At 71.2% G+C, this 18056-nt stretch carries 20 protein-coding genes; 6 read left to right on the forward strand and 14 right to left on the reverse strand.

All coding sequences use genetic code 11. The annotated features are described in order from the left end of the window. Positions 1 to 59 precede the first annotated feature (59 nt). From KZC52_RS16355 to KZC52_RS16370, 4 genes are all read right to left on the reverse strand, one after another. The gene (locus KZC52_RS16355) at positions 60 to 707 is read right to left on the reverse strand and encodes a spermidine/putrescine ABC transporter substrate-binding protein (RefSeq protein ID WP_247625184.1); all 648 of its coding nucleotides are present in this window, start codon (positions 705 to 707) and stop codon (positions 60 to 62) included. Between the two features lie 70 nt (positions 708 to 777). Beyond that, positions 778 to 1215: a DUF6121 family protein gene (locus KZC52_RS16360; protein WP_247625185.1), complete on the reverse strand. Its 438-nt coding sequence runs from the start codon at positions 1213 to 1215 to the stop codon at positions 778 to 780. Between the two features lie 65 nt (positions 1216 to 1280). After that, positions 1281 to 2330 carry an ABC transporter gene (locus KZC52_RS16365; protein WP_247625186.1) on the reverse strand — a complete coding sequence of 350 codons (1050 nt, stop codon included), beginning with the start codon at positions 2328 to 2330 and terminating at the stop codon, positions 1281 to 1283. 122 nt (positions 2331 to 2452) lie between these two features. Continuing rightward, positions 2453 to 2605, reverse strand: a complete 153-nt coding sequence (locus tag KZC52_RS16370) for a hypothetical protein (protein WP_247625187.1) — start codon at positions 2603 to 2605, stop codon at positions 2453 to 2455. Between the two features lie 116 nt (positions 2606 to 2721). Here KZC52_RS16370 and KZC52_RS16375 point away from each other — a divergent pair, with 116 nt between their 5' ends. Continuing rightward, on the forward strand, positions 2722 to 3210 hold the full coding sequence (locus tag KZC52_RS16375; protein WP_247625188.1) for a YajQ family cyclic di-GMP-binding protein: 489 nt from the start codon (positions 2722 to 2724) through the stop codon (positions 3208 to 3210). A gap of 42 nt (positions 3211 to 3252) precedes the next feature. Here KZC52_RS16375 and KZC52_RS16380 read toward each other — a convergent pair whose 3' ends face one another. Then, positions 3253 to 3768 (reverse strand): GNAT family N-acetyltransferase, encoded by a 516-nt coding sequence (locus KZC52_RS16380; RefSeq protein WP_247625189.1) that lies wholly within the window; start codon positions 3766 to 3768, stop codon positions 3253 to 3255. 265 nt (positions 3769 to 4033) lie between these two features. Here KZC52_RS16380 and KZC52_RS16385 point away from each other — a divergent pair, with 265 nt between their 5' ends. Then, positions 4034 to 4666, forward strand: a complete 633-nt coding sequence (locus tag KZC52_RS16385) for a GntR family transcriptional regulator (protein WP_247625190.1) — start codon at positions 4034 to 4036, stop codon at positions 4664 to 4666. Between the two features lie 27 nt (positions 4667 to 4693). Here KZC52_RS16385 and KZC52_RS16390 read toward each other — a convergent pair whose 3' ends face one another. From KZC52_RS16390 to KZC52_RS16410, 5 genes are all read right to left on the reverse strand, one after another. After that, positions 4694 to 5716: an alpha/beta hydrolase gene (locus tag KZC52_RS16390; RefSeq protein WP_247625191.1), complete on the reverse strand. Its 1023-nt coding sequence runs from the start codon at positions 5714 to 5716 to the stop codon at positions 4694 to 4696. 24 nt (positions 5717 to 5740) lie between these two features. Then, positions 5741 to 7114 (reverse strand): FAD-dependent oxidoreductase, encoded by a 1374-nt coding sequence (locus KZC52_RS16395; protein ID WP_247625192.1) that lies wholly within the window; start codon positions 7112 to 7114, stop codon positions 5741 to 5743. Between the two features lie 63 nt (positions 7115 to 7177). Beyond that, positions 7178 to 8239, reverse strand: a complete 1062-nt coding sequence (locus KZC52_RS16400; RefSeq protein WP_247625193.1) for a polyprenyl synthetase family protein — start codon at positions 8237 to 8239, stop codon at positions 7178 to 7180. A gap of 20 nt (positions 8240 to 8259) precedes the next feature. Further along, positions 8260 to 8991 (reverse strand): class I SAM-dependent methyltransferase, encoded by a 732-nt coding sequence (locus KZC52_RS16405; protein ID WP_308194268.1) that lies wholly within the window; start codon positions 8989 to 8991, stop codon positions 8260 to 8262. A gap of 9 nt (positions 8992 to 9000) precedes the next feature. Further along, complete coding sequence (locus tag KZC52_RS16410; protein ID WP_247625194.1) at positions 9001 to 9594, reverse strand: DUF402 domain-containing protein; 594 nt, start codon at positions 9592 to 9594, stop codon at positions 9001 to 9003. A gap of 36 nt (positions 9595 to 9630) precedes the next feature. Here KZC52_RS16410 and KZC52_RS16415 point away from each other — a divergent pair, with 36 nt between their 5' ends. Further along, positions 9631 to 10890 (forward strand): isochorismate synthase, encoded by a 1260-nt coding sequence (locus tag KZC52_RS16415; protein ID WP_247625195.1) that lies wholly within the window; start codon positions 9631 to 9633, stop codon positions 10888 to 10890. A 26-nt stretch (positions 10891 to 10916) separates the two neighbouring features. Here KZC52_RS16415 and KZC52_RS16420 read toward each other — a convergent pair whose 3' ends face one another. From KZC52_RS16420 to KZC52_RS16430, 3 genes are all read right to left on the reverse strand, one after another. Further along, positions 10917 to 11759: a PPK2 family polyphosphate kinase gene (locus KZC52_RS16420; protein ID WP_247625196.1), complete on the reverse strand. Its 843-nt coding sequence runs from the start codon at positions 11757 to 11759 to the stop codon at positions 10917 to 10919. Positions 11760 to 11955: 196 nt separating this feature from the next. Beyond that, positions 11956 to 13665, reverse strand: a complete 1710-nt coding sequence (menD, locus tag KZC52_RS16425) for a 2-succinyl-5-enolpyruvyl-6-hydroxy-3-cyclohexene-1-carboxylic-acid synthase (protein ID WP_247625197.1) — start codon at positions 13663 to 13665, stop codon at positions 11956 to 11958. After that, positions 13662 to 14060 (reverse strand): PLD nuclease N-terminal domain-containing protein, encoded by a 399-nt coding sequence (locus KZC52_RS16430; RefSeq protein ID WP_247625198.1) that lies wholly within the window; start codon positions 14058 to 14060, stop codon positions 13662 to 13664. Before KZC52_RS16430 ends, menD begins: the two co-directional genes overlap by 4 nt. 74 nt (positions 14061 to 14134) lie before the next feature. On the opposite strand from KZC52_RS16430, the gene KZC52_RS16435 reads away from it, so the two are divergent. Together KZC52_RS16435 and KZC52_RS16440 are read left to right on the forward strand one after the other, a co-directional pair. Further along, positions 14135 to 14524: a hypothetical protein gene (locus KZC52_RS16435; protein ID WP_247625199.1), complete on the forward strand. Its 390-nt coding sequence runs from the start codon at positions 14135 to 14137 to the stop codon at positions 14522 to 14524. 75 nt (positions 14525 to 14599) lie between these two features. Further along, positions 14600 to 15292, forward strand: a complete 693-nt coding sequence (locus tag KZC52_RS16440; protein ID WP_247625200.1) for a DsbA family protein — start codon at positions 14600 to 14602, stop codon at positions 15290 to 15292. A gap of 30 nt (positions 15293 to 15322) precedes the next feature. On the opposite strand, the gene KZC52_RS16445 is transcribed toward KZC52_RS16440, so the two are convergent. Next, positions 15323 to 17191 carry a glycerophosphodiester phosphodiesterase gene (locus KZC52_RS16445; RefSeq protein WP_247625201.1) on the reverse strand — a complete coding sequence of 623 codons (1869 nt, stop codon included), beginning with the start codon at positions 17189 to 17191 and terminating at the stop codon, positions 15323 to 15325. A 52-nt stretch (positions 17192 to 17243) separates the two neighbouring features. Between KZC52_RS16445 and KZC52_RS16450 the strand changes: the two genes are divergently transcribed. Then, a complete protein-coding gene (locus KZC52_RS16450; protein WP_247625202.1) occupies positions 17244 to 18050 on the forward strand; it encodes a tyrosine-protein phosphatase in 807 nt (268 codons plus the stop codon). The last annotated feature ends 6 nt before the right edge of the window (positions 18051 to 18056 follow it).

Genomic DNA, 18056 nt, shown 5'->3' on the forward strand with positions numbered 1-18056 from the left:
TGTAATGGCGCGTAACCTGCCGGTCAAATGACTGCGGGCTCCCCGCGCGGATGCCGTCGCTAGCTCGGGTCGGCGTCGAAGGGCGAGTCGAGCGACTGGGTCAGCTCGGCGAGGAGCGCCTCGATCTGCGGCTCGATGTGCTGCGCGATCGCGGCCTGGATCGGTAGACGGTGACGCAGCAGCAGACCGCAGATCTCACGGCCGACCATGTTGGCGTACTCATCGGCCAGACCGACCTCCTGTCGCAGCGCCACCTTCGCCTCCTCGGTCAACGGCGGCAGGGGCGGCAGTGTCTCGGCCGCGTCGTCGGCGAGGCCGGCGATCGTGAAAAGGAACGGCGCGCCCGGAACCGGGTCGGGATCGAGCGGCAACCCGTCGAACTCGGGGTCGAGGTCTTCGGCCGGGCGGTAGCTGCGCGCGCGGTTGCGGGCGGCCTGCTGATCGAGTTCGCGCTGCAGCATCGGCAGGTTGCGGGCGGTGTAGTCGGCGACCGCGTGATCGACGATCGTCTTCAACCGCGTCGAGAGCCCGTGCTGCACGCCGTGCGGCACGTTCGCTCCGATCCCCGCGGCGGAGAGCAGCGGGGAGCCGAGGCACCGGCGGCACGGCGCGATCCGACCGCGATGGGTCGCCGGCTCCCAGCGCGGCACCCAGCGCAACCAGGCCGCGACGGCCTGGTCGACCTGCGTCTCCAACGAGCGCTCCACCCCACCAGGGTACGCGCGAGCGGGCGCTCCGCGGCGACACGCCGGGAGAGCGGCGCGTCACCGCCGCTCATCACTCCGCGTCTTCGTCGCGTTCCCAGGGCCAGCGCGGATGCCGAGCGCGGGTGCGCCGCAGGGCGATCCCGGCCCAGGCGCCGATCGCGGCGGCCAGGAGCAGCACGGCACTCGCTCCCCCGCGCACCAGGTCGCCGGCGACCGCCGTCGCGAGCAGCGCGCTCCCGGCGACGCTCGCCACGGCGATCCAGACCGCGGCCAGATGCACGAGTGCCGTCGCCACCGCGATCACGAGCGCCGAGAAGAACGACGGCCCGGGGCGACGGACGACCGACCAGAGCAGGACGGCGAAGGCGAGCACGTCCGCGGCCATGCCACCGATGCCCGGCCACTGCCCCAGCCCCGGCGTCGCGATGATGTCGCTGTCGGTGAGCACGCTCACTGCACCGAGCCCGAAGATCGCCAGCGCGAAGAAGCCGATGGTGGCGAAGACCACCGCCAGGACAGGCGAAACCCCCGCGGACTCGGGTCCACGGGGGTTCGGCATCGGCGTGTGCGTCATTACCTCGACAGCGTCGGGCCGGCCTCGAGGGTGCGCTCGTACTCGCGCTGCGCCTCGAGGTTCAGCTCGGTCTTGCGGGCACCGCTGCGGGCGACCCAGGCGCCGAACCAGATGGTGAGTTCGCGGGCGAACACGAACGCGACGATCGCGAGCGGGGCGAGGAGCTGACCGCCGATGAGGTCGGCGCCCTCGGAAGCGGTGAGCGTCCAGAACTGCGCCTGGAAGAGCTGTCCGAGAAGGTGGCCGCCGTACGCGATCGCGCCGACGATGATGCCGAAGACGACCCAGAGGCCCCAGCGACCGCGGTTGATGATCGCGCCGAGCAGCCAGAAACCGAGGAAGAAGACGGCGACCGGCACCCAGTATCCCGCGGTCTGCAGCGGTGCGAGAGCGGCCTGCCCGATGTTGCTGCCGTCCACGTCGCCAGCGAGCGCGCCCAGCCCGAGCGTGGCGCCCAGGTAGAGCACTGCGAAGGCGAGGGTGGCGAGGAGTCCGATTGCGCCGGCCGTTCCACGGTTGCCGCGGTCGCGCGGCGGCTCGGGAGCCTGGACGAAGATCGGCTGCGGCTGCGGCTGGGAGGGAGCGGCTGCGGCGAACGCCGGCTCCGAGGGGACGATGGTGGTCTCGGCGTCGGCACGCGAGGAGTAGGCGGTGTCCGCGACCGTCGGCGTCTCGTCGACGTACGCGGTGGGCGCGGCGATCACCTCGGTGGCCTCGGCGCCGTAGACGGACTCGCGGCGCTCGACCGGAGCCGAGAACGTGCCCGGGTGATCGCGCTCCGCGGCCTCGAAGGCCGCGAGATCGGGGTCGACGGCTGGAGCGGCGGTCGCGGCATCCGTCGTGGCGGGCTCGGACACGGCGGCACCGGGAGCGGCGTCACTGTGGATGGCGGCGTCACCGTGGGCGGCGCCGTCACGGATCGCGGCGTTGTCGCCGGCGGGCACGTCGGCACCGGCCGCGGCGGCGGCGTCGAGACCCTCGTTCGCGCTGTCGAGGACGTCGTTGACGTCCTTCGGCCGCTCGGGCTGGGGAACCTCGGGGTCACTCATGGGGTGCGCCTCTCATCGGAAGTGTGCAGTGCGAGGGTACCGCCGCCCGCGGACGCGCTCCGGGAGGCGTGCCGACGTGTCGGCATTCACCCTCCGGGGCGTTCGGGAAGCGACGGTCCCGCTCAGGGGAAAATCGATCGCAACGTGTCGCCGGCGAATGCGGCGAGCACGGGCATCATCGGCAGGGAGAGCCAGACCAACCCGGCGACGACACCGGCGCAGATCACTCCCGCGAACCAGCTCATCGCCAGGTTGCGTCCACCGACTCGTGCCATGCCTTCACGCTACGACCGAAGTATCGGTTGCACGCGGAGCAACGCCGAGACGCCCGCGTGTCGCCGGGCCAGGGGCGCGAGGGGCGCGGGATGCGCACTCTCGGTACACTCCCTGTATGGCTGACAGTTCCTTTGACATCGTCTCGAAAGTGGATCACCAGGAGGCCGAGAACGCCCTGAACCAGGCCCGCAAGGAGATCGAGCAGCGCTACGACTTCAAGGGCACGGGCGCGTCGATCGCCTGGAGCGGCGAGCAGATCCTCATCATCGCCGGCACCGAGGAGCGCGCGAAGGCCGTGCTCGACGTGTTCCAGTCCAAGCTCATCAAGCGCGGCATCTCGCTGAAGAGCCTCGACTCCGGCGACCCGTTCGCCAGCGGCAAGGAGTTCCGCATCGTCTCGACGCTCAAGGACGGCATCTCCTCGGAGAACGCGAAGAAGATCAACAAGATCATCCGCGACGAGGGCCCCAAGGGCGTCAAGAGCCAGATCCAGGGCGACGAGCTGCGCGTGCAGTCGAAGAGTCGCGACGACCTCCAGTCGGTGATCGCCCTCCTCAAGGGATCCGACCTCGACGTCGACCTGCAGTTCATCAACTACCGCTGACCGCGTCGTCACCCGTTCGTGAAGCCCCGTCCCGGCGGGGCTTCACGCGTTTCCGGAGGCCGCTTCCCCGAGGTCGTACACCCACTCGTTGATCTCGAGCGACGCTCCGCGGAACTCCTCGACGAGCGATCCGACCTGGGCGAATCCCGCGCGACGGCACACGGCGTTCGATGCGGCGTTGTCGACGCCAGGGAAGGCCGTGAGCATCCGCCGCTCCCCCGCCTCGGCCCGCGCCTGCGCCACGACCAGCGCGACCGCGCGTGCGGCGATCCCGCGACCCTGCGCCTCGGGCAGCACGAACCACCCCGTCTCCCACGCGTCGGTGTCGCGCCAGCGAACCGGCCAGAAGCCGATCGACCCGACCGGAAGCCCACCCTCGAGGATCACCGACATGTGCGCCTCGCCCGAGGCGTTCAGGCGCAGGTAGCGCGCGTGGCGCTCCTCGACCTGGGCATCGGTCTCGGAGCCGTTCAGGTGCGACGTCATCGCGGGCGCATTGGCCCGGTGCAGGAGCGGCAGGTCGCCGGAACCCCAGGGGCGCAGAGTGAGCTCGTCCATCCCCGGAGCTTTCCACGGACCACGGACACGCACCAGAGCGACGCATCACCGCGGCATCAGCGCAGGCCAGCCGCAAGAACTCCGCAAGAACGATAGGCACGGCGACCGCACAGGTGCATGATGTAGTTTCCTGCGGGAGCGTATGGGGCGCTCGCGCAGCACAGCAGAACCGAAGACAGCAGGAAGCACGACAGCAGGCGCACCGCGCGACCGGGAGGCGCGACGCCGGCGGTGGTGAACCGACGAACTTACTGGGGGTAAGTCGATGAGCAGCATCGAAACCACACACATCGGCGAAGGAAAACAGCTCCTCGCAGACGAGGTGTTCCACCACATCGGCCAGCAGATCATCGACGGGGTGATGGAGCCGGGCCACCGCATCCGCGACGTCACCGTCGCCGACGAGCTCCACGTCTCGCGCACGCCCGTTCGCGAGGCCCTGCAGCGCCTCGAACGTCTGGGACTGGTCACGATGTATCCGAGCCGCTACACCGAGGTCACGCTCGTCACACCCGAGATCGTGCTCGGCACGCTCGAGTTCGCCGGCTACCAGGCGGGCGTCTCCGCGCGCATGGGCGTGCCCAAACTGACCGAGGTCGAGCGCGCCTACCTGGCGGGACTCGTCGAGCGGCTGCACACCACGCTCGATGATGCCGCGAAGACGTCCGAGGGCCGGTGGGCGGTCTTCTCGTACCTCACGCACCGCGCGGGCAACCCCCAGCACAGCGCCCTCGTCAACGACTCGAGCATCGCGCTGTTCCGCAACCTCCGCAACTGGGTGGTGCCCGTCGAAGACCGCGCGCACATGACGCAGGTCTACGCCGACTTCCGCTATGCGGTGGAACGGGGAGACGGCGACGACGCCGAGCGTCTCGCCCGCGCCATGTACTACGTCTGACGTCAGCGGGGCGGACCGCCGCCCGCGTCACCCGGCGGCTCGCCACCCTCTCGCCCAGCGGTCGAGCCGCCGATACGCGTCCTCGCGTGCGTCGTGCGCCGAGAGGAACACGTCGTGCAGCGCACCGTCGATCCGCTCGACGGTGACCGACGGCCCGAGGCGCAGCGCGGCGCGGGCGATGTCCTCGACGACGAGCACGGTATCCGCCCGCGTGAGCTCGTCGGACCACCGCGTCGGCGACGCGAATCGCGCCGACAGCAGCACGCACACCGGTGCCGTGATCGACAACCCCGCCGCGACCGTGCGGTGGCCGCTGAGGATCGCGTGCAACCAGCCGGCGTGCACGGCCATGGTCTGCTGCGGGCGCCAGCGGAGGTCGACCTCCATCGGGTCGTCGGGATCGGCCACCGCCTCCTGCGCCCGACTGTAGAAGCCGAGATCGATCTGCGGTGCAGCATCGAGCGGGCGCAGCCGCGCCTGCAGCTCGACCATCGGCGCGATCGCCGCGCGCGCCGCCGCGAACTGGAACTCCAACCACGGACTGTTGAGGATCACGGCATCCGCCATCCCCGGATGCCGTGACGCCCAGAGGCTCAGCGTCAGCCCGCCCGTCGAGTGTCCGAGCAGCACGAGGCGCCGAGCCGACGCCGCGGCATCCGCTCCCCGCCCCATCGCGTCGAGCGCCGCGGCGATGTCCTCGTCGTAGGTCGCGAGGTCTGTCACGTACCCGGGCGTCTGCCCGTCGCGCAGGCTGCGCCCGTACTTGCGCAGATCCAGCGCGAAGAACCGCGCGCCGCGCGAGGTCCAGAACCGTGCGAGACGCTTCTGGAAGAAGTAGTCCGACCAGCCGTGCACGTAGAGCACGTCGACATCGTGCAGGAGCGGCAGCCGTCCCCGCAGGCGCTCCCACCACCCGACGGATGCCGGGAGCGCGCGCACCAGGGTCGCGACGACCGGGCCCTGGTCGTCGTCGGCGAGCGGCAGCGTCAGCTGCTCGAACTCGTCGCCGAGGACGTCGGGGATCCAGTGCGTGGAGCCGGTGTCAGCCATGCGGCCAGGCTATCCGAGGGCGACTCACTCCCCGCGGGAGACGCGCACCATCTCGTCACGCGGCACGACCTTGACGCGCGCCCGCTCGTGCGGAGCACCCAGGGCGATCTCGTGCTCGTCGAGGCGGTGCCAGCCGTCGAGATCGGTCCACTTCACGTCGCGCTCCTCGAGCAGCGCCGGGATGGCCTCCTCCGAGGGGTCCTCCGGGTGCCACCACGAGCCCTGGTCGTTGATGATGTGACGCACGGTCTCCATCGCGTCGGACTTGGTGTGGCCGATGAGCCCGACCGGTCCGCGCTTGATCCAGCCGGTCGCGTAGATGCCGGGAACCTTCTCGTTCGAGTCCTTCGCGAGCACCTGCCCCTCGCGGTTCGGGATCACCCCGTGCTTCTTGTCGAAGGGCACGCCGGGCAGCGGCGAGCCGAAGTAGCCGATCGCGCGGTACAGCGCCTGGATCGGCAGCTCGCGCATCTCGCCGGTGCCGATCGCGCCGCCCTGCCCGTCGGGCTGGGTGCGCTCGTAGACGAGCGCCGCGACGCGACCGGTGTCGTCGGTGCGCACCTCGACCGGGCGCGCCCAGAAGTGCAGGTGCAGGCGACGGGATGCCGTTCCGCCGGCGTTGTTGACTGAGTCGAGCTTGCGCCACGACTGCAGGATGCGGTCGATGACCATGACCTGCTTGTTGCTCGCGACGGCATCCTTGGCGGCATCGTCGTAGTCGAAGTCCTCGTCGTAGACGACCATGTCGACGTCGCGCAGCTCGCCGAGCTCGCGCAGCTCGAGCGGGGTGAACTTCACCTGCGCCGGGCCCCGGCGTCCGAAGACGTGCACGTCGGTGACCGCGCTGGACTTCATGCCCTCGTAGACGTTCTCGGGCACCTCGGTGACGAGCAGGTCCTCGGCGTGCTTGGCGAGCATGCGCGACACGTCGAGCGCGACGTTGCCGTTGCCGAGCACGGCGACGGATGCCGCGTCGAGCGGCCACTCGCGCGGCACGTCGGGGTGCCCGTCGAACCAGCTGACGTAGTCGGCCGCACCGTAGGAGGCGACCGCGTCGATGCCGGGGATGTCGAGAGAGGTGTCGCGGATCGCGCCGGTCGCGAAGATCACGGCGTTGTAGTGCTTCTTGAGGTCGTCGAGGGTGATGTCCTCGCCGAAGCGCACGTTGCCGAACAGGCGGATGTCCCCGCGGTCGAGCACATCGCGCAGCGCGTTGATGATGCCCTTGATGCGGGGGTGATCGGGGGCGACGCCGTAGCGGACCAGACCATAGGGCGCCGGCAGCTGCTCGAACAGGTCGATCGAGACGTCGAACTTGCGCTCGGCCTTCAGCAGCAGGTCGGCCGCGTAGATCCCGGCGGGTCCTGCACCGACGATGGCCAGTCTGAGCTTGGTCATGGAGGTCCTTTCGTATGCCGTCGCGTGAGCCGCACAGCCGCGCCCGTCCGGACGCGGCGCCGGTCAGCTGGAGCGTTCGGCGAGGGTCTCGGCGAAGCGCGTCAGCGCCTCGCGCACGGTGCCCCGGGGCAGCGGTGCGAGCGCGGCGATCGCGTCGCGCGTCCACGTCAGGGCGAGATCGAGGGTCTTCTGCGTCGCCGAGTGGTCGCGCAGCTCGGCGAGCGGTCCGTCGAGGATCGCGGGGTCCTCGCCGTCGGCGATGCGCACGACTCCTGCGTCGATGCGGGCGGCGAGGCCGGTGGCATCCGCGTCGTCCTGCGCCTTCAGCAGCAGGTACGGCATGGTGGGCACGCCCGCGCGCAGGTCGGTGCCGGGGACCTTGCCGGTATCCTCCGGCTTGGCCGACAGGTCGATGACGTCGTCGAGCAGCTGGAACGCCACGCCGATCTTCTCGCCGTAGACCCGCAGCGGCTCCTCGTACTCGCTCGGCGCGTTCGAGAAGATCACCCCGCCCTGCGTCGCGGCGGCGATCAGCGAGCCGGTCTTGTCGGCGAGCACCTGGATGTAGAACTCGATGGGGTCGTCGTCGGGCTGCGCGCCGAGCGTCTCGTGCATCTGCCCCAGGACGAGGCGCTCGAACGTGTCGGCCTGCAGGCGGATCGCCCGCTCGCCGAGACGCGACATGAGCTGGCTAGCCCGCGAGAAGAGGATGTCACCGGTGAGGATGGCGATGTTGTTTCCCCACACGGCGTGTGCGGCGGGAACCCCGCGGCGGCGGTCGGCTCCGTCCATGACGTCGTCGTGGTAGAGCGAGCCGAGGTGCGTGATCTCGAGCGCCTTGGCGACGTCGATCACCTTCTCGGTGTTGCCGTCGCCGAGCTGGGCGGCGAGGAGCGTCAGCACCGGACGGATGCGCTTGCCCCCGGCCTCGTACAGGTACCGGCTCGCGGCGTCGGCGAGGGGATCGGCGACGCGCACGTCTTCGGCCAATCCGGTCTCGACGAGCTCGAGCCCGTCTTCGATCGCGCGCGCGACGCGCCGCGCCGCAGGACCGATGAAGACACGGTCGCTGAAACCCAGACGGCTCGCCAGTCGCGATCCCGGGGCTACGGGGCTCGAAGTCACGTTGTCAGCCTACCGTCGTCTCAGGCGGGCTTTCGCGCCCGGTGCAGGGCGACGATCCCGAAGGTGAGGTTGCGGTACGCGACGTCGATCCAGCCGGCCTCGCGGATCCATTCGGCCAGGCGCTTCTGATCGGGCCAGGCCGCGATCGACTCGTTGAGGTAGTCGTAGGCGTCGCCGTTGGTGCCGGCGACGCGGGCGACGCGCGGCAGCACCTGCGCGTTGTAGAAGCGGTAGGCGCCGCGGAAGAGCGGAGCGGGCGGCGTGGAGAACTCGTTGATCACGAGACGCCCGCCCGGCTTGGTGACGCGGAACAGCTCGCGCAGCGCCTTCTTCGGGTCGTTGACGTTGCGCAGCGCGTACGACATGGTGACGGCGTCGAACTCGTCGTCGCCGAACGGCAGCGCGGTGGCGTCGGCCTGCACGAAGGAGAGGTTGCGCATCGACCCGTGGCGGCGCTCGCCCTCGGCGAGCATGCCCGGCGAGAAGTCGGCGGCGACCACCCGGGCGCCGCTGCGGGCGAGGGATGCCGACGACGACGCCGTGCCCGCCCCCAGATCGAGGATGCGCTCCCCCGGCTTCGGCGCGACGGCGCGCGTCGTCGCCGCTCGCCACAGCACGTCGTTGCCGAAGGTCATGGCGGTGTTCGTGCGGTCGTACCCGGCCGCCACCTGGTCGAACATGCCGCTGACGCGCGCGGGGTCCTTGCCGAGATCGGCGCGGTTGGGCTCGCTGCGGGGGTCGTTCGAGGTCACCGGATCAGTCTAGGCGTCGGGTCTGTGCGCATTCTGCGGGTTGACAGGGTCGAACCCGTGCAGGTCGAACGACTCGAGCAGGTCGAGCCATCGATCCGCGGTCGCATCGTCGAAGGGCGCGACCCGGGCACGCACCCGCTCCTCGAGGTCGAGCGCCAGCGCCTCCAGTCGCACCATGATCTCGGCCGGATACCCGTAGCGCGCGCTGTGCTCTGCCCACTCGTCACGGTCGTCGACCCAGGTGCCGCGCTCGCCCTCGACGCGCACGACGTCGAGATCCATGTCGATGCCGGTCGCGAGCAGCGGATCATCGCTCCAGCGCACGTCCCAACCGAGATCGACGTAGATGCGCATGCCCTTCGAGTGCCCCCGGTTCACCGTCAGGGCGAAGTCGCCCTGGTGCGGGATCAGGGTCACGTTCGGGCCGCCGGCGAGGTAGTCCCGCCCCGGACGACTGCTGCGCCATCCGGCGGGCTGCCCCACCCAGTCACCCCAGGCATCCGCCCCGAGGTACACGCTCTCGTGGCGCCAGTGCGGAGACCCGTCCCACTTTCGCCACTGCACGATCATCGGGGTTCCCACGGCGGGACGGGCATCGCTCATGCGCTCAGCCTAGAACGCAGAGATTAGGCTGGAGCCGTGAGCAGCGCGCTGGTCGTGGAGACCCGAGAGATCGATCCGATCGAAGACCTCCTGGCATCGGCCTCCCCCTCCCGCCCCCTCGCCTGGCTGCGCCGCGGCGACGGCATCGTGGCCGTCGGCGAGCCCCTGCGCGAGCTGCGTGCCTCGGCCGGAGCGAACGGCCTGCGCAGCGCCGCCCTCGCCACCGCCTGGCGCCGCCTCGCCTCCACCGCGCGCATCGACGACCCGGTCGGCCTGCCCGGCACCGGGCTCGTCGCCTTCGGCGCCCTCGCGTTCGACGAGCGCTCGTCGAGCGACAGCGTGCTGGTCATCCCCTCGCAGGTGATCGGACGCCACGGCGACCGGTTCTGGCGCACGACCATCGGATACGCCGACGAGAACGCGGATGCCGTCGCCCCGAGCACCGTCGCGGATCACCCGTACGGACCGCACTGGGCCGGCACCGTCGGCCCCGGTGCGCAGACGCCCCAGGGCTACCAGGACTCGGTGCGCCAGGCGCTCGGCCGGATCGCCGCGGGTGAGCTGAGCAAGGTCGTGCTCGCGCGCGACCTCACCGGCAGCATCCCCGCAGGCTCCGACCTGCGCCGTCTCGTGCGCGCACTGTCGACCGGATACCCCGACACGTGGGCGTTCGCGGTCGACGGATTGATCGGCGCGAGCCCCGAGACCCTCGTCACGGTGCACGAGCGCACGGTCACCGCGCGCGTGCTCGCGGGCACCGCGGGTCGCGGAGCGGATGCCGACGCCGACACCGCGGTCTCGGCCGCCCTCGCTTCGAGCACCAAGGACCTCGACGAACATCAGTACGCGGTGCAGAGCGTGCTCGCCTCGCTGCGCCCGCACACCCGGGCGCTGGCGGCGAGCGAGCAGCCGTTCCTGCTGAAGCTGCCGAACCTGTTCCACCTCGCGACCGACGTGGAGGGCGAGCTGGCGGAGGGCGAATCAGCGCTCGACCTGGTCGGGGCGCTGCATCCGACCGCGGCCGTGGCCGGCACCCCGACGACGATCGCCATCGGCGTGATCCGCGAGCTGGAGCCCTTCGACCGCGGGCGCTACGCGGGCCCGGTCGGATGGGTGGATGCCACGGGCAACGGCGAGTGGGCGATCGCGCTGCGCTGCGCCCAGTTCACCGCGACCGACGACGACATCGCCGTGACCGCGTATGCGGGCGCGGGCATCGTCGCAGGCTCCGACCCCGAGTCGGAGCTGCTCGAGACCCGGGTGAAGTTCCGCCCTCTGGTCGACGCCCTGGCCTGAACGGGCCTCAGCGCCGCCCGCGGGGCTCAACTCGCGGCGAGCCTCTTCTTCTCGACCTCGACGTCGAAGTCGGCGACCGGCCACTGCGGGTCGATGTCCTCCAGCGCCGCGAGCAGCAGTTCCTGCACCGCGAGGCGCGCGTACCATTTGCGGTTCGCGGGTACGACGTGCCAGGGCGCGATCTCGGTCGAGGTGCGCTCGAACACCGTCTGATACGCCCGCATGTACTCGGGCCAGACGAGCCGCTCGTCGACGTCGCCGGGGTTGTACTTCCAGTGCTTGTCGGGGCGCTCGAGACGTTCCATGAGCCGCGACTTCTGCTCTTCGGGCGAGATGTGCAGCATGACCTTCACGATGCGGATGCCGGAGGCCGCGGCATCCGCCTCGAACGCGTTGATCCCGTCGTAGCGCCGCTCGATCTCCTCGGGCGGCGCGAGGGCCCGCACGCGCCCGATCAGCACGTCCTCGTAGTGCGAGCGGTCGAAGACGCCGATGAACCCGGGCTCGGGCAGCCGCTTCTCGATGCGCCAGAGGAAGTCGTGCGCGCGCTCCTCGTCGGTCGGGGCCTTGAACGCCGCGAGCGAGACGCCCTGCGGGTCGACCCCGCCCACGACGTGCCGCACGATGCCGCCCTTGCCCGCCGAGTCCATGGCCTGCAGCACGAGCAGCACGGCATCCGTCGCGGTGCCGGTGCGACTCTCGGCGAACAGGCGCTCCTGCAGATCGTTGAGTGCGACCAGTCCCTCGGCGAGGTCGCGGGCGCCGTCGGCTTTGTGCCCGTGATAGCCGGGGGTGCTCTCGGCGTCGACGTCGTCGAGACGGAAGCCGTCGCCGACGCGGAGGGTCTCGGTCCACTGGTGAGCGTTCATCTGCTCATGATGGCCGAGTCGCGGGCATCCGCGCACGTGTCGATCTGCACCGATCGGTGGGAAATGTCGGTCACCGGGCGGCAGAACCGACATTTCGCGCCGGTCGGTGGGCATGGGCAGCGAGCGGTGGGGCTCCGCGGACGAGACACTCCGCGGGCGAGACGCTTCGCGGGCGAGACGCTCAGCGCGCGGCACCTCAACGCGCGAGCGGAACCTCGATGAGCTGACGGCCGCCGACGGGGCGGGTGAGCACCTGGTCGAGCGCGGTGCGGGTCGTCACGCGCTGGTACTCCCAGCCGTAGGCGACGGCGAGGTGCTCGAGGCGCACCTGGTGCGGCGTGTAGAACGCGCGGTCGAGGTCGGCGGCCGGGGCGAGCTGCGCCACTTCGAGTCCATCGAAGATCGTGCCCCCGCCGTCGTTGCCGACGATGACCTGCAGACGCGGCTCGGTCTCGTCGGGCGGCAGCAACAGTGCTCCCACATCGTGCAGCAGGGTGAGGTCGCCGAGCAGCACCCGGGTCACGCCCGGCGCTCCCCCCGCCTGGCTCGCGAGGGCGATGCCGGTCGCGGTCGCGATCGTGCCGTCGATGCCCGCGAGACCGCGGTTGGCGTGCACGGGGATCTTCTTGCCACCGAGCACCGCGTCGGCCACGCGCACGAGACGCGACGACCCGAACACGAGCCGGTCGTGCGGCCACGTCGCCCGCCACACCGCGTCGACCAGCAGTTCGCGGTCGAGCGGCCGCCGCACGGCTTCGAGCTCGGCCTTGACGGCGTCGCGTCGGGTCGCGGAATCGGCGGACGCCAGGCCGTCATGATCCGGAGCCCGCTCGCTGAGGTCGACGGCCTGCGTGGCGGAGGCCTCGAGCCAGGCTCCGAGCCAGGTCCGATCGGCGGCACGGTCGTCATCGTTCGACGGCGCGGCGACGACGACGGATGCCGCAGGCCGCGAGCGGTGGTTCAGATCGAGCTCCTCGCCGCCGTGCCGCACCGCGATGACCTCGACTTCGGGTCGCGCGAGGAGCGCCGCGACCTCGCGGCTGAGAGTGGGATGCCCCAGCACGACCGCACGCTCGACGGCGCCACCGAGATCCGCGCGGCGCAACAGTGCGCGATAGCCGTGCACGAGATGACGGCCGAAGCGGGCACCCGACACGATCTCGGCGATCAGCGGCCACGACCCGGCGTGGGCGATCTCCTCGGCATCAGGCCCGGCATCCGCTCCGGCGATCACGACCGTACGGGGTCCGCGCGCGAGCACGACGGCCTCGCCCCGTGCGGGCATCGGAGCTGCGCCGGGAGTGACGGGGGTGACGACCGGTTCGCCCGACAGCGGCTCGCGCGCGGGCAGGTTCAGATGCACGGGGCCCGCGACTCCGGGAAGGCCGTGCGGGGCGTCCGCGCCGAGCGCGAGCGCGACCGCGCGGACGGCGAGGCCCGACCAGTCGTCCCCGGACCCCGACTCACCGGGAACCGGAGCGTCGACGCTCTCACGCACCCAGGGTGCGAACATGCCGGGCTGGGTCGTCGCCTGGTTGGCGCCGATTCCGCGCAGCTCGGGCGGACGATCGGCGGTCAGCAGCAGCAGCGGGACGCCGGCGTGGAACGCCTCCATCGCGGCCGGCAGCAGGTTGGCGGCCGCCGTGCCCGAGGTGCACAGCACCGCCGCCGGTACGCCGGTCTCGCGGGCGAGCCCGAGAGCTGTGAAGCCGGCCACCCGCTCGTCGATGCGCACGTGCACGCGCAGGTCGCCGGTGTCGGCCAGACGCACCGCGGCGAGCGCGAGCGCCTGCGAGCGCGAACCGGGCGAGAGCACGAGGTCGCGCACGCCGTGGGCGACCAGATCGGCCAGGAGGGATGCCGCGGCATCCGTCGCCGGCGACGAGGCCGGACGCGGAAGGGTCACGGGCGGGGCTCGGGCGTCGCCCCGGGAGTGGAGCCGCTGTCGTTGTCGCCGTCGACCTGCGCCTCGTTCGCGGCATCCGTCTCGGCATCGAGGCGTGCGAGTTCTTCTTCGAGACGAGCGATGCGGGCGTCCTGCTCGGTCTTGCTGATGCCGCGCAGGAACATCGGGTCGTCGTCGGGGGCGATCACGCGCGCGGGACCGGGGTCGTTCTTGCGGCGTCGGCCGATCACGAACCAGAGGACCCCGCCGATGACGGGGAGGAGCACGACGATCAGGATCCAGATGCCCTTGCGCACACCACGGTGCCGCGTCGGCGGCTGCACTGCGCAGTCGACGATGCTGAACACCCAGAACACGGCGGCCAGGAAGCCGCCGATGATCAGTAGTCTCGCCACCCCTCCAGTGTAAGCGGGTCGACGGACACGTGGCCCGGCGGGTGCAGAGGACCGCTTGTTAGACTTCGCGCACCATGACGTCGACCCGGTCGCTGACCACCCTCTTCACCGCGCTGGGCCTCGCCCTGCTGCTGGTCGTGGGCGCCTGGTCGACCTCGCACGGCGAGGCCGATGTGCACGCGTCGCTCTGCCTGGCGTCGGGGGCCTCCGCGTCGGATGCCGGAACCGGAGCGTCGCACCACGAGGAGGCCGCACCGGTCGATGCCTCCTCCTCGCACACCGCGGTGGCGGGCTTCGTCGTGCTCTGGTTCCTCGCACTCCTCGTGCTGCTCGTGCGGATGCTGCGGCGCGGCCCCGGCATCCGGCTCCCGCGTGCGAGCCTCGCCGTCGCCGCGCCGCGCGCCGGTCCCCGCCCGTCGCGCACCGCCCTCACCCTCGCCGAGCTCTCGATCTCTCGCACCTGAGCGACGACGCGTCGATCCGGCCGCTGCCGCGGCATCCTCGTCCGTCGTTCCTCTTTCTCGTGTCTGGAGACACCCATGTTCGCCACCCCCTCCCGCAACGCCCCGAAGCCCCGCCTGACCACGCCCGTCAAGGCGACCCTCATCGCTCTCGCCGTCGCCGTCGTGCTCGCGATCGCCGGCATCGTCTACGCCATCACCCAGCAGGCGCCCGCGCCCGACGTCGCCGAAGACGGCACCCTGCAGACCACCCGGGCAGACTCGCACGTGCTCGACGACGGCGGCACGGATGCCGTGACCGTCGTCGAGTTCCTCGACTTCGAGTGCGAGGCGTGCGGCGCCTTCTACCCGATCGTCGAAGACCTGCGTGCGCAGTTCGACGGCGAGATCACCTACGTGGTGCGGTACTTCCCGCTGCCGGGTCACATCAACTCGACGCAGGCGGCTCTGGCGGCCGAGGCGGCGGCGCAGCAGGATCGCTTCGAGGACATGTACCACCGGCTGTTCGAGACCCAGCAGGAGTGGAGTCACGCGACGGGCGAGACGCCCGCGGTGTTCCGCGCGATGGCCGAATCCCTCGGGCTCGACATGGCGGCCTACGATGCGGCGATCGCCGACCCCGCGACGCTCGCCCGGATCCAGGCCGACAAGACCGACGGCGAGTCGCTCGGCATCACCAGCACTCCGTCGTTCTTCGTCGACGGCACGTACGTGCAGCTGCAGGAATGGGACGACCTGGAGGATGCCGTCGCCCGGGCCGTCGAGGGCTGACGGCCCGGCCGGCGCAACGGCCGCGGTCGATCAGAACAGGGAGATGCGCCGCGCGGCGGTCGCGAGGTAGCGGCTGACGGGATTCGTCACCGTCTGCTGCAGTTCGCGGATCGTGATCGCCTCGGCGACGCGGTCGGTGATCACGCCGTCGACGCCGCGACCGACGTACTCCTCGAGGAGGGCGGGGTCGTCGACCGTCCAGACGAAGAGCTGCTTGCCCTCGTCACGCAGCCGAACGAGCATCTCGTCGGAATAGGACCAGTCCTCGATCGCGACCGCGTCGGCGGCGGTACGCGGGGCGTCGCCGATCTGGAAGCCGGTGACGAGCACCACCGTGCGTTCCGGGTCGGCGGCGGCGATCCGGTCGACGATCGCCGGGTCGAGCGACTGGATCCAGTGCCGTCGGTCGGGATCGAGGCGTTCCATGACGGCGACCACGCGCTCGGCGAAACCCGGGGCTTCGTGCCCGTGCGGCTTGACCTCGACGAGCACGCGGATCCCGAGATCGTCGGCCTCGCCCAGATACTCCTCCAGCGTGGGGATGCGGTCTTCGAACCCGCCCTGACGGACGACCAATCGGGAGAGTTCGGCGGCATCGAGGTCGTACACGTCTCGGGGGTCGCCGGCGAGGCGCTGGAGGTCGGTGTCATGGATCACGACGAACCTCTGGTCGGCGGTCTCCTGGATGTCCATCTCGACCACATCGGCGCCGGCATCCGATGCGCCCCGCAGCGACGACAGCGTGTTCTCCACTCCGAGCGCCGTGTAGCCGCGATGGGCGATGACCGCCGGCGGTTCCGCGGGAATCGCCGCGAGCGAGGCGAACACCGTGGGCGGCACGGCGAGCACGGTGAAGGCGACGAGCACGGTCACGACGAGCACGCGAGACAGACGATCCCGAACGGGTGCGCCGGTCGACGGGACCGCGCGCGTCGGAATCGACGTGCGACCGCCGGGCTCGGATGCCGCAGCACCGCGATCCAGCGCGATGAAGAAGAACGCCAGGAAGGCCGCGACGAGTCCGGTGACGACGAACCGCACGAGGTCGAGCACGGCGAGCATCGCACCGGCAACCGCTGTCCCCTCGCTCGTCCCCGTCCCGTCCCCGGTCGTCGACGCCAGCGCGACCGGGATCGTGCCGAGCAGCGCCGCCACGAGGAAGATCCCCGCCGCCACCGCGCCGACGAGCACCAGCACGAGCGCCACGTGCACCTGCGTGCGGCGAGTGAGCACCAGGCTGCGACGCATCGCCGTCCATACGCTCTGCTGCCCGCCCGCCAGCGCGGGCACCGTCGCGGCCAGTCGCAGCGCGAGGTAGACGATGCCGGCGATCGCGAGCGCGTAGACGACGGTGCCCGGGGTCGTCTTCGTGAGTTCGCCGCTGATGAACTGCGGAATCGCGATGTGCGCGGTCACCGTCGATCCGACCCCGACGTGCGACAGCGGCAGGATCAGCAGAGCGTACCCGGCGAACAGCGCGATCTGCGGACCGAGAACGCGGCGGCCCATCCGCCCCAGACCGCGCAGAAGCTCGGGCGCCGTCGGAGCTCCACCGCGCAGACAGAGGTCGGCGACGACCGAGAACACGCTCACCTCGATGAGGGCGAACAGCGTCGCGACGAGGGCGATGACGAGAAGCGCGAGCACGGCGAGCGGGCTCGAGAGGATTGCGGGCAGACCGGCGAGACTCAGACCGTCGACGCCGCCCGCGTCGAGGGCTGCGTCGAAGAGGGTGAGCAGCAGCGGCAGCACCGCCCAGACGTACAGGCCCTGCACCGCGATCGCGACCACCACGATCAGCAGCACACGTCGGCGCAGCAGAGCCCCCGCCGTCGAGGCCGCGGAGCGGACCTGCGGCCATGCTCGGGCGCTCCCGGGCGATGCGGCGTTCGTCGGCATGATCCGAGAGTAGCGAGGGAGCGAGCCCACCACCTTCGCTACGCTCGCTCGCATGGACATCTCCTCCGCTCTCACGGTCACCCACAACGCCCGCAGCCTCGAGGGGATCGCCACCTCCGACGGCGCGGTGATCGCCCCCGGCATCCTCTTCCGATCGGATGCCCTGGCGAGCCTGACCGACGAAGGCCTGCGGGCGCTGGCCGACCTCGGCATCGGCACGGTGATCGATCTGCGCACCGACGCCGAGCGCACCCGCGCCGCGGACCGGCTGCCCGACGACGGCAGCGTGACGCTCGTGCCGCTGTCGGTGCAGGGCGGGGCGATGGACGAGATGGTGCAGAAGCTGCTGCCCGCGAGCGGGCAGCACGCGCTGACGGACGAGCAGATGGCGGCGGTGCTCGATCAGGTGCCGACGCTGGAGGACCTGTACGTCGCCATCCTGGCCGCGAGCGCCCCGCAGTTCGCGACCGTGGCGCGCGCGGTGCTCGATGCCGCGGGCACCGACCGGCCGGGCGTTCTGTTCCACTGCACGGCGGGCAAGGACCGCACGGGTCTGGCCGCGGCGATCCTGCTGTCGGTCGCCGGGGTGCCGCGCGAGGCGATCGTCGAGGACTACACGCAGACCGGCACGAACCTCGCGCGCGGCTTCGCCGCCTCGCTCACGCAGCTCATCACCGCGATCGGGGTGCCGCTGACGCCGCGCCTGCGCACGCTCGCCACCGAGTCACCGGCTCCGGCGATCGAGGCCGCGCTGGACTGGATCACCACCGAGCACGGCGGCGCGACGGGGTACCTGCGCAGCGGTGGGATGACCGACGACGAGATCGCCGGTCTTCGTCGGGTGCTCCGGGGAGAGTAAGCCTCC

Source organism: Microbacterium galbinum (assembly GCF_023091225.1).
GTDB lineage: Bacteria > Actinomycetota > Actinomycetes > Actinomycetales > Microbacteriaceae > Microbacterium > Microbacterium galbinum.

Bases quoted from the DNA above. Each gene is read 5' to 3' on its own strand.
- KZC52_RS16385 (WP_247625190.1), top strand. From the start codon at position 4,034: ATGAGCAGCATCGAAACCACACACATCGGCGAAGGAAAACAGCTCCTC.
- KZC52_RS16445 (WP_247625201.1), bottom strand. From the start codon at position 17,191: ATGCCGACGAACGCCGCATCGCCCGGGAGCGCCCGAGCATGGCCGCAG.
- KZC52_RS16440 (WP_247625200.1), top strand. From the start codon at position 14,600: ATGTTCGCCACCCCCTCCCGCAACGCCCCGAAGCCCCGCCTGACCACG.
- KZC52_RS16390 (WP_247625191.1), bottom strand. From the start codon at position 5,716: ATGGCTGACACCGGCTCCACGCACTGGATCCCCGACGTCCTCGGCGAC.
- KZC52_RS16365 (WP_247625186.1), bottom strand. From the start codon at position 2,330: ATGAGTGACCCCGAGGTTCCCCAGCCCGAGCGGCCGAAGGACGTCAAC.
- KZC52_RS16395 (WP_247625192.1), bottom strand. From the start codon at position 7,114: ATGACCAAGCTCAGACTGGCCATCGTCGGTGCAGGACCCGCCGGGATC.
- KZC52_RS16410 (WP_247625194.1), bottom strand. From the start codon at position 9,594: ATGAGCGATGCCCGTCCCGCCGTGGGAACCCCGATGATCGTGCAGTGG.
- KZC52_RS16375 (WP_247625188.1), top strand. From the start codon at position 2,722: ATGGCTGACAGTTCCTTTGACATCGTCTCGAAAGTGGATCACCAGGAG.
- KZC52_RS16450 (WP_247625202.1), top strand. From the start codon at position 17,244: ATGGACATCTCCTCCGCTCTCACGGTCACCCACAACGCCCGCAGCCTC.
- KZC52_RS16370 (WP_247625187.1), bottom strand. From the start codon at position 2,605: ATGGCACGAGTCGGTGGACGCAACCTGGCGATGAGCTGGTTCGCGGGA.
- KZC52_RS16420 (WP_247625196.1), bottom strand. From the start codon at position 11,759: ATGAACGCTCACCAGTGGACCGAGACCCTCCGCGTCGGCGACGGCTTC.
- KZC52_RS16380 (WP_247625189.1), bottom strand. From the start codon at position 3,768: ATGGACGAGCTCACTCTGCGCCCCTGGGGTTCCGGCGACCTGCCGCTC.
- KZC52_RS16435 (WP_247625199.1), top strand. From the start codon at position 14,135: ATGACGTCGACCCGGTCGCTGACCACCCTCTTCACCGCGCTGGGCCTC.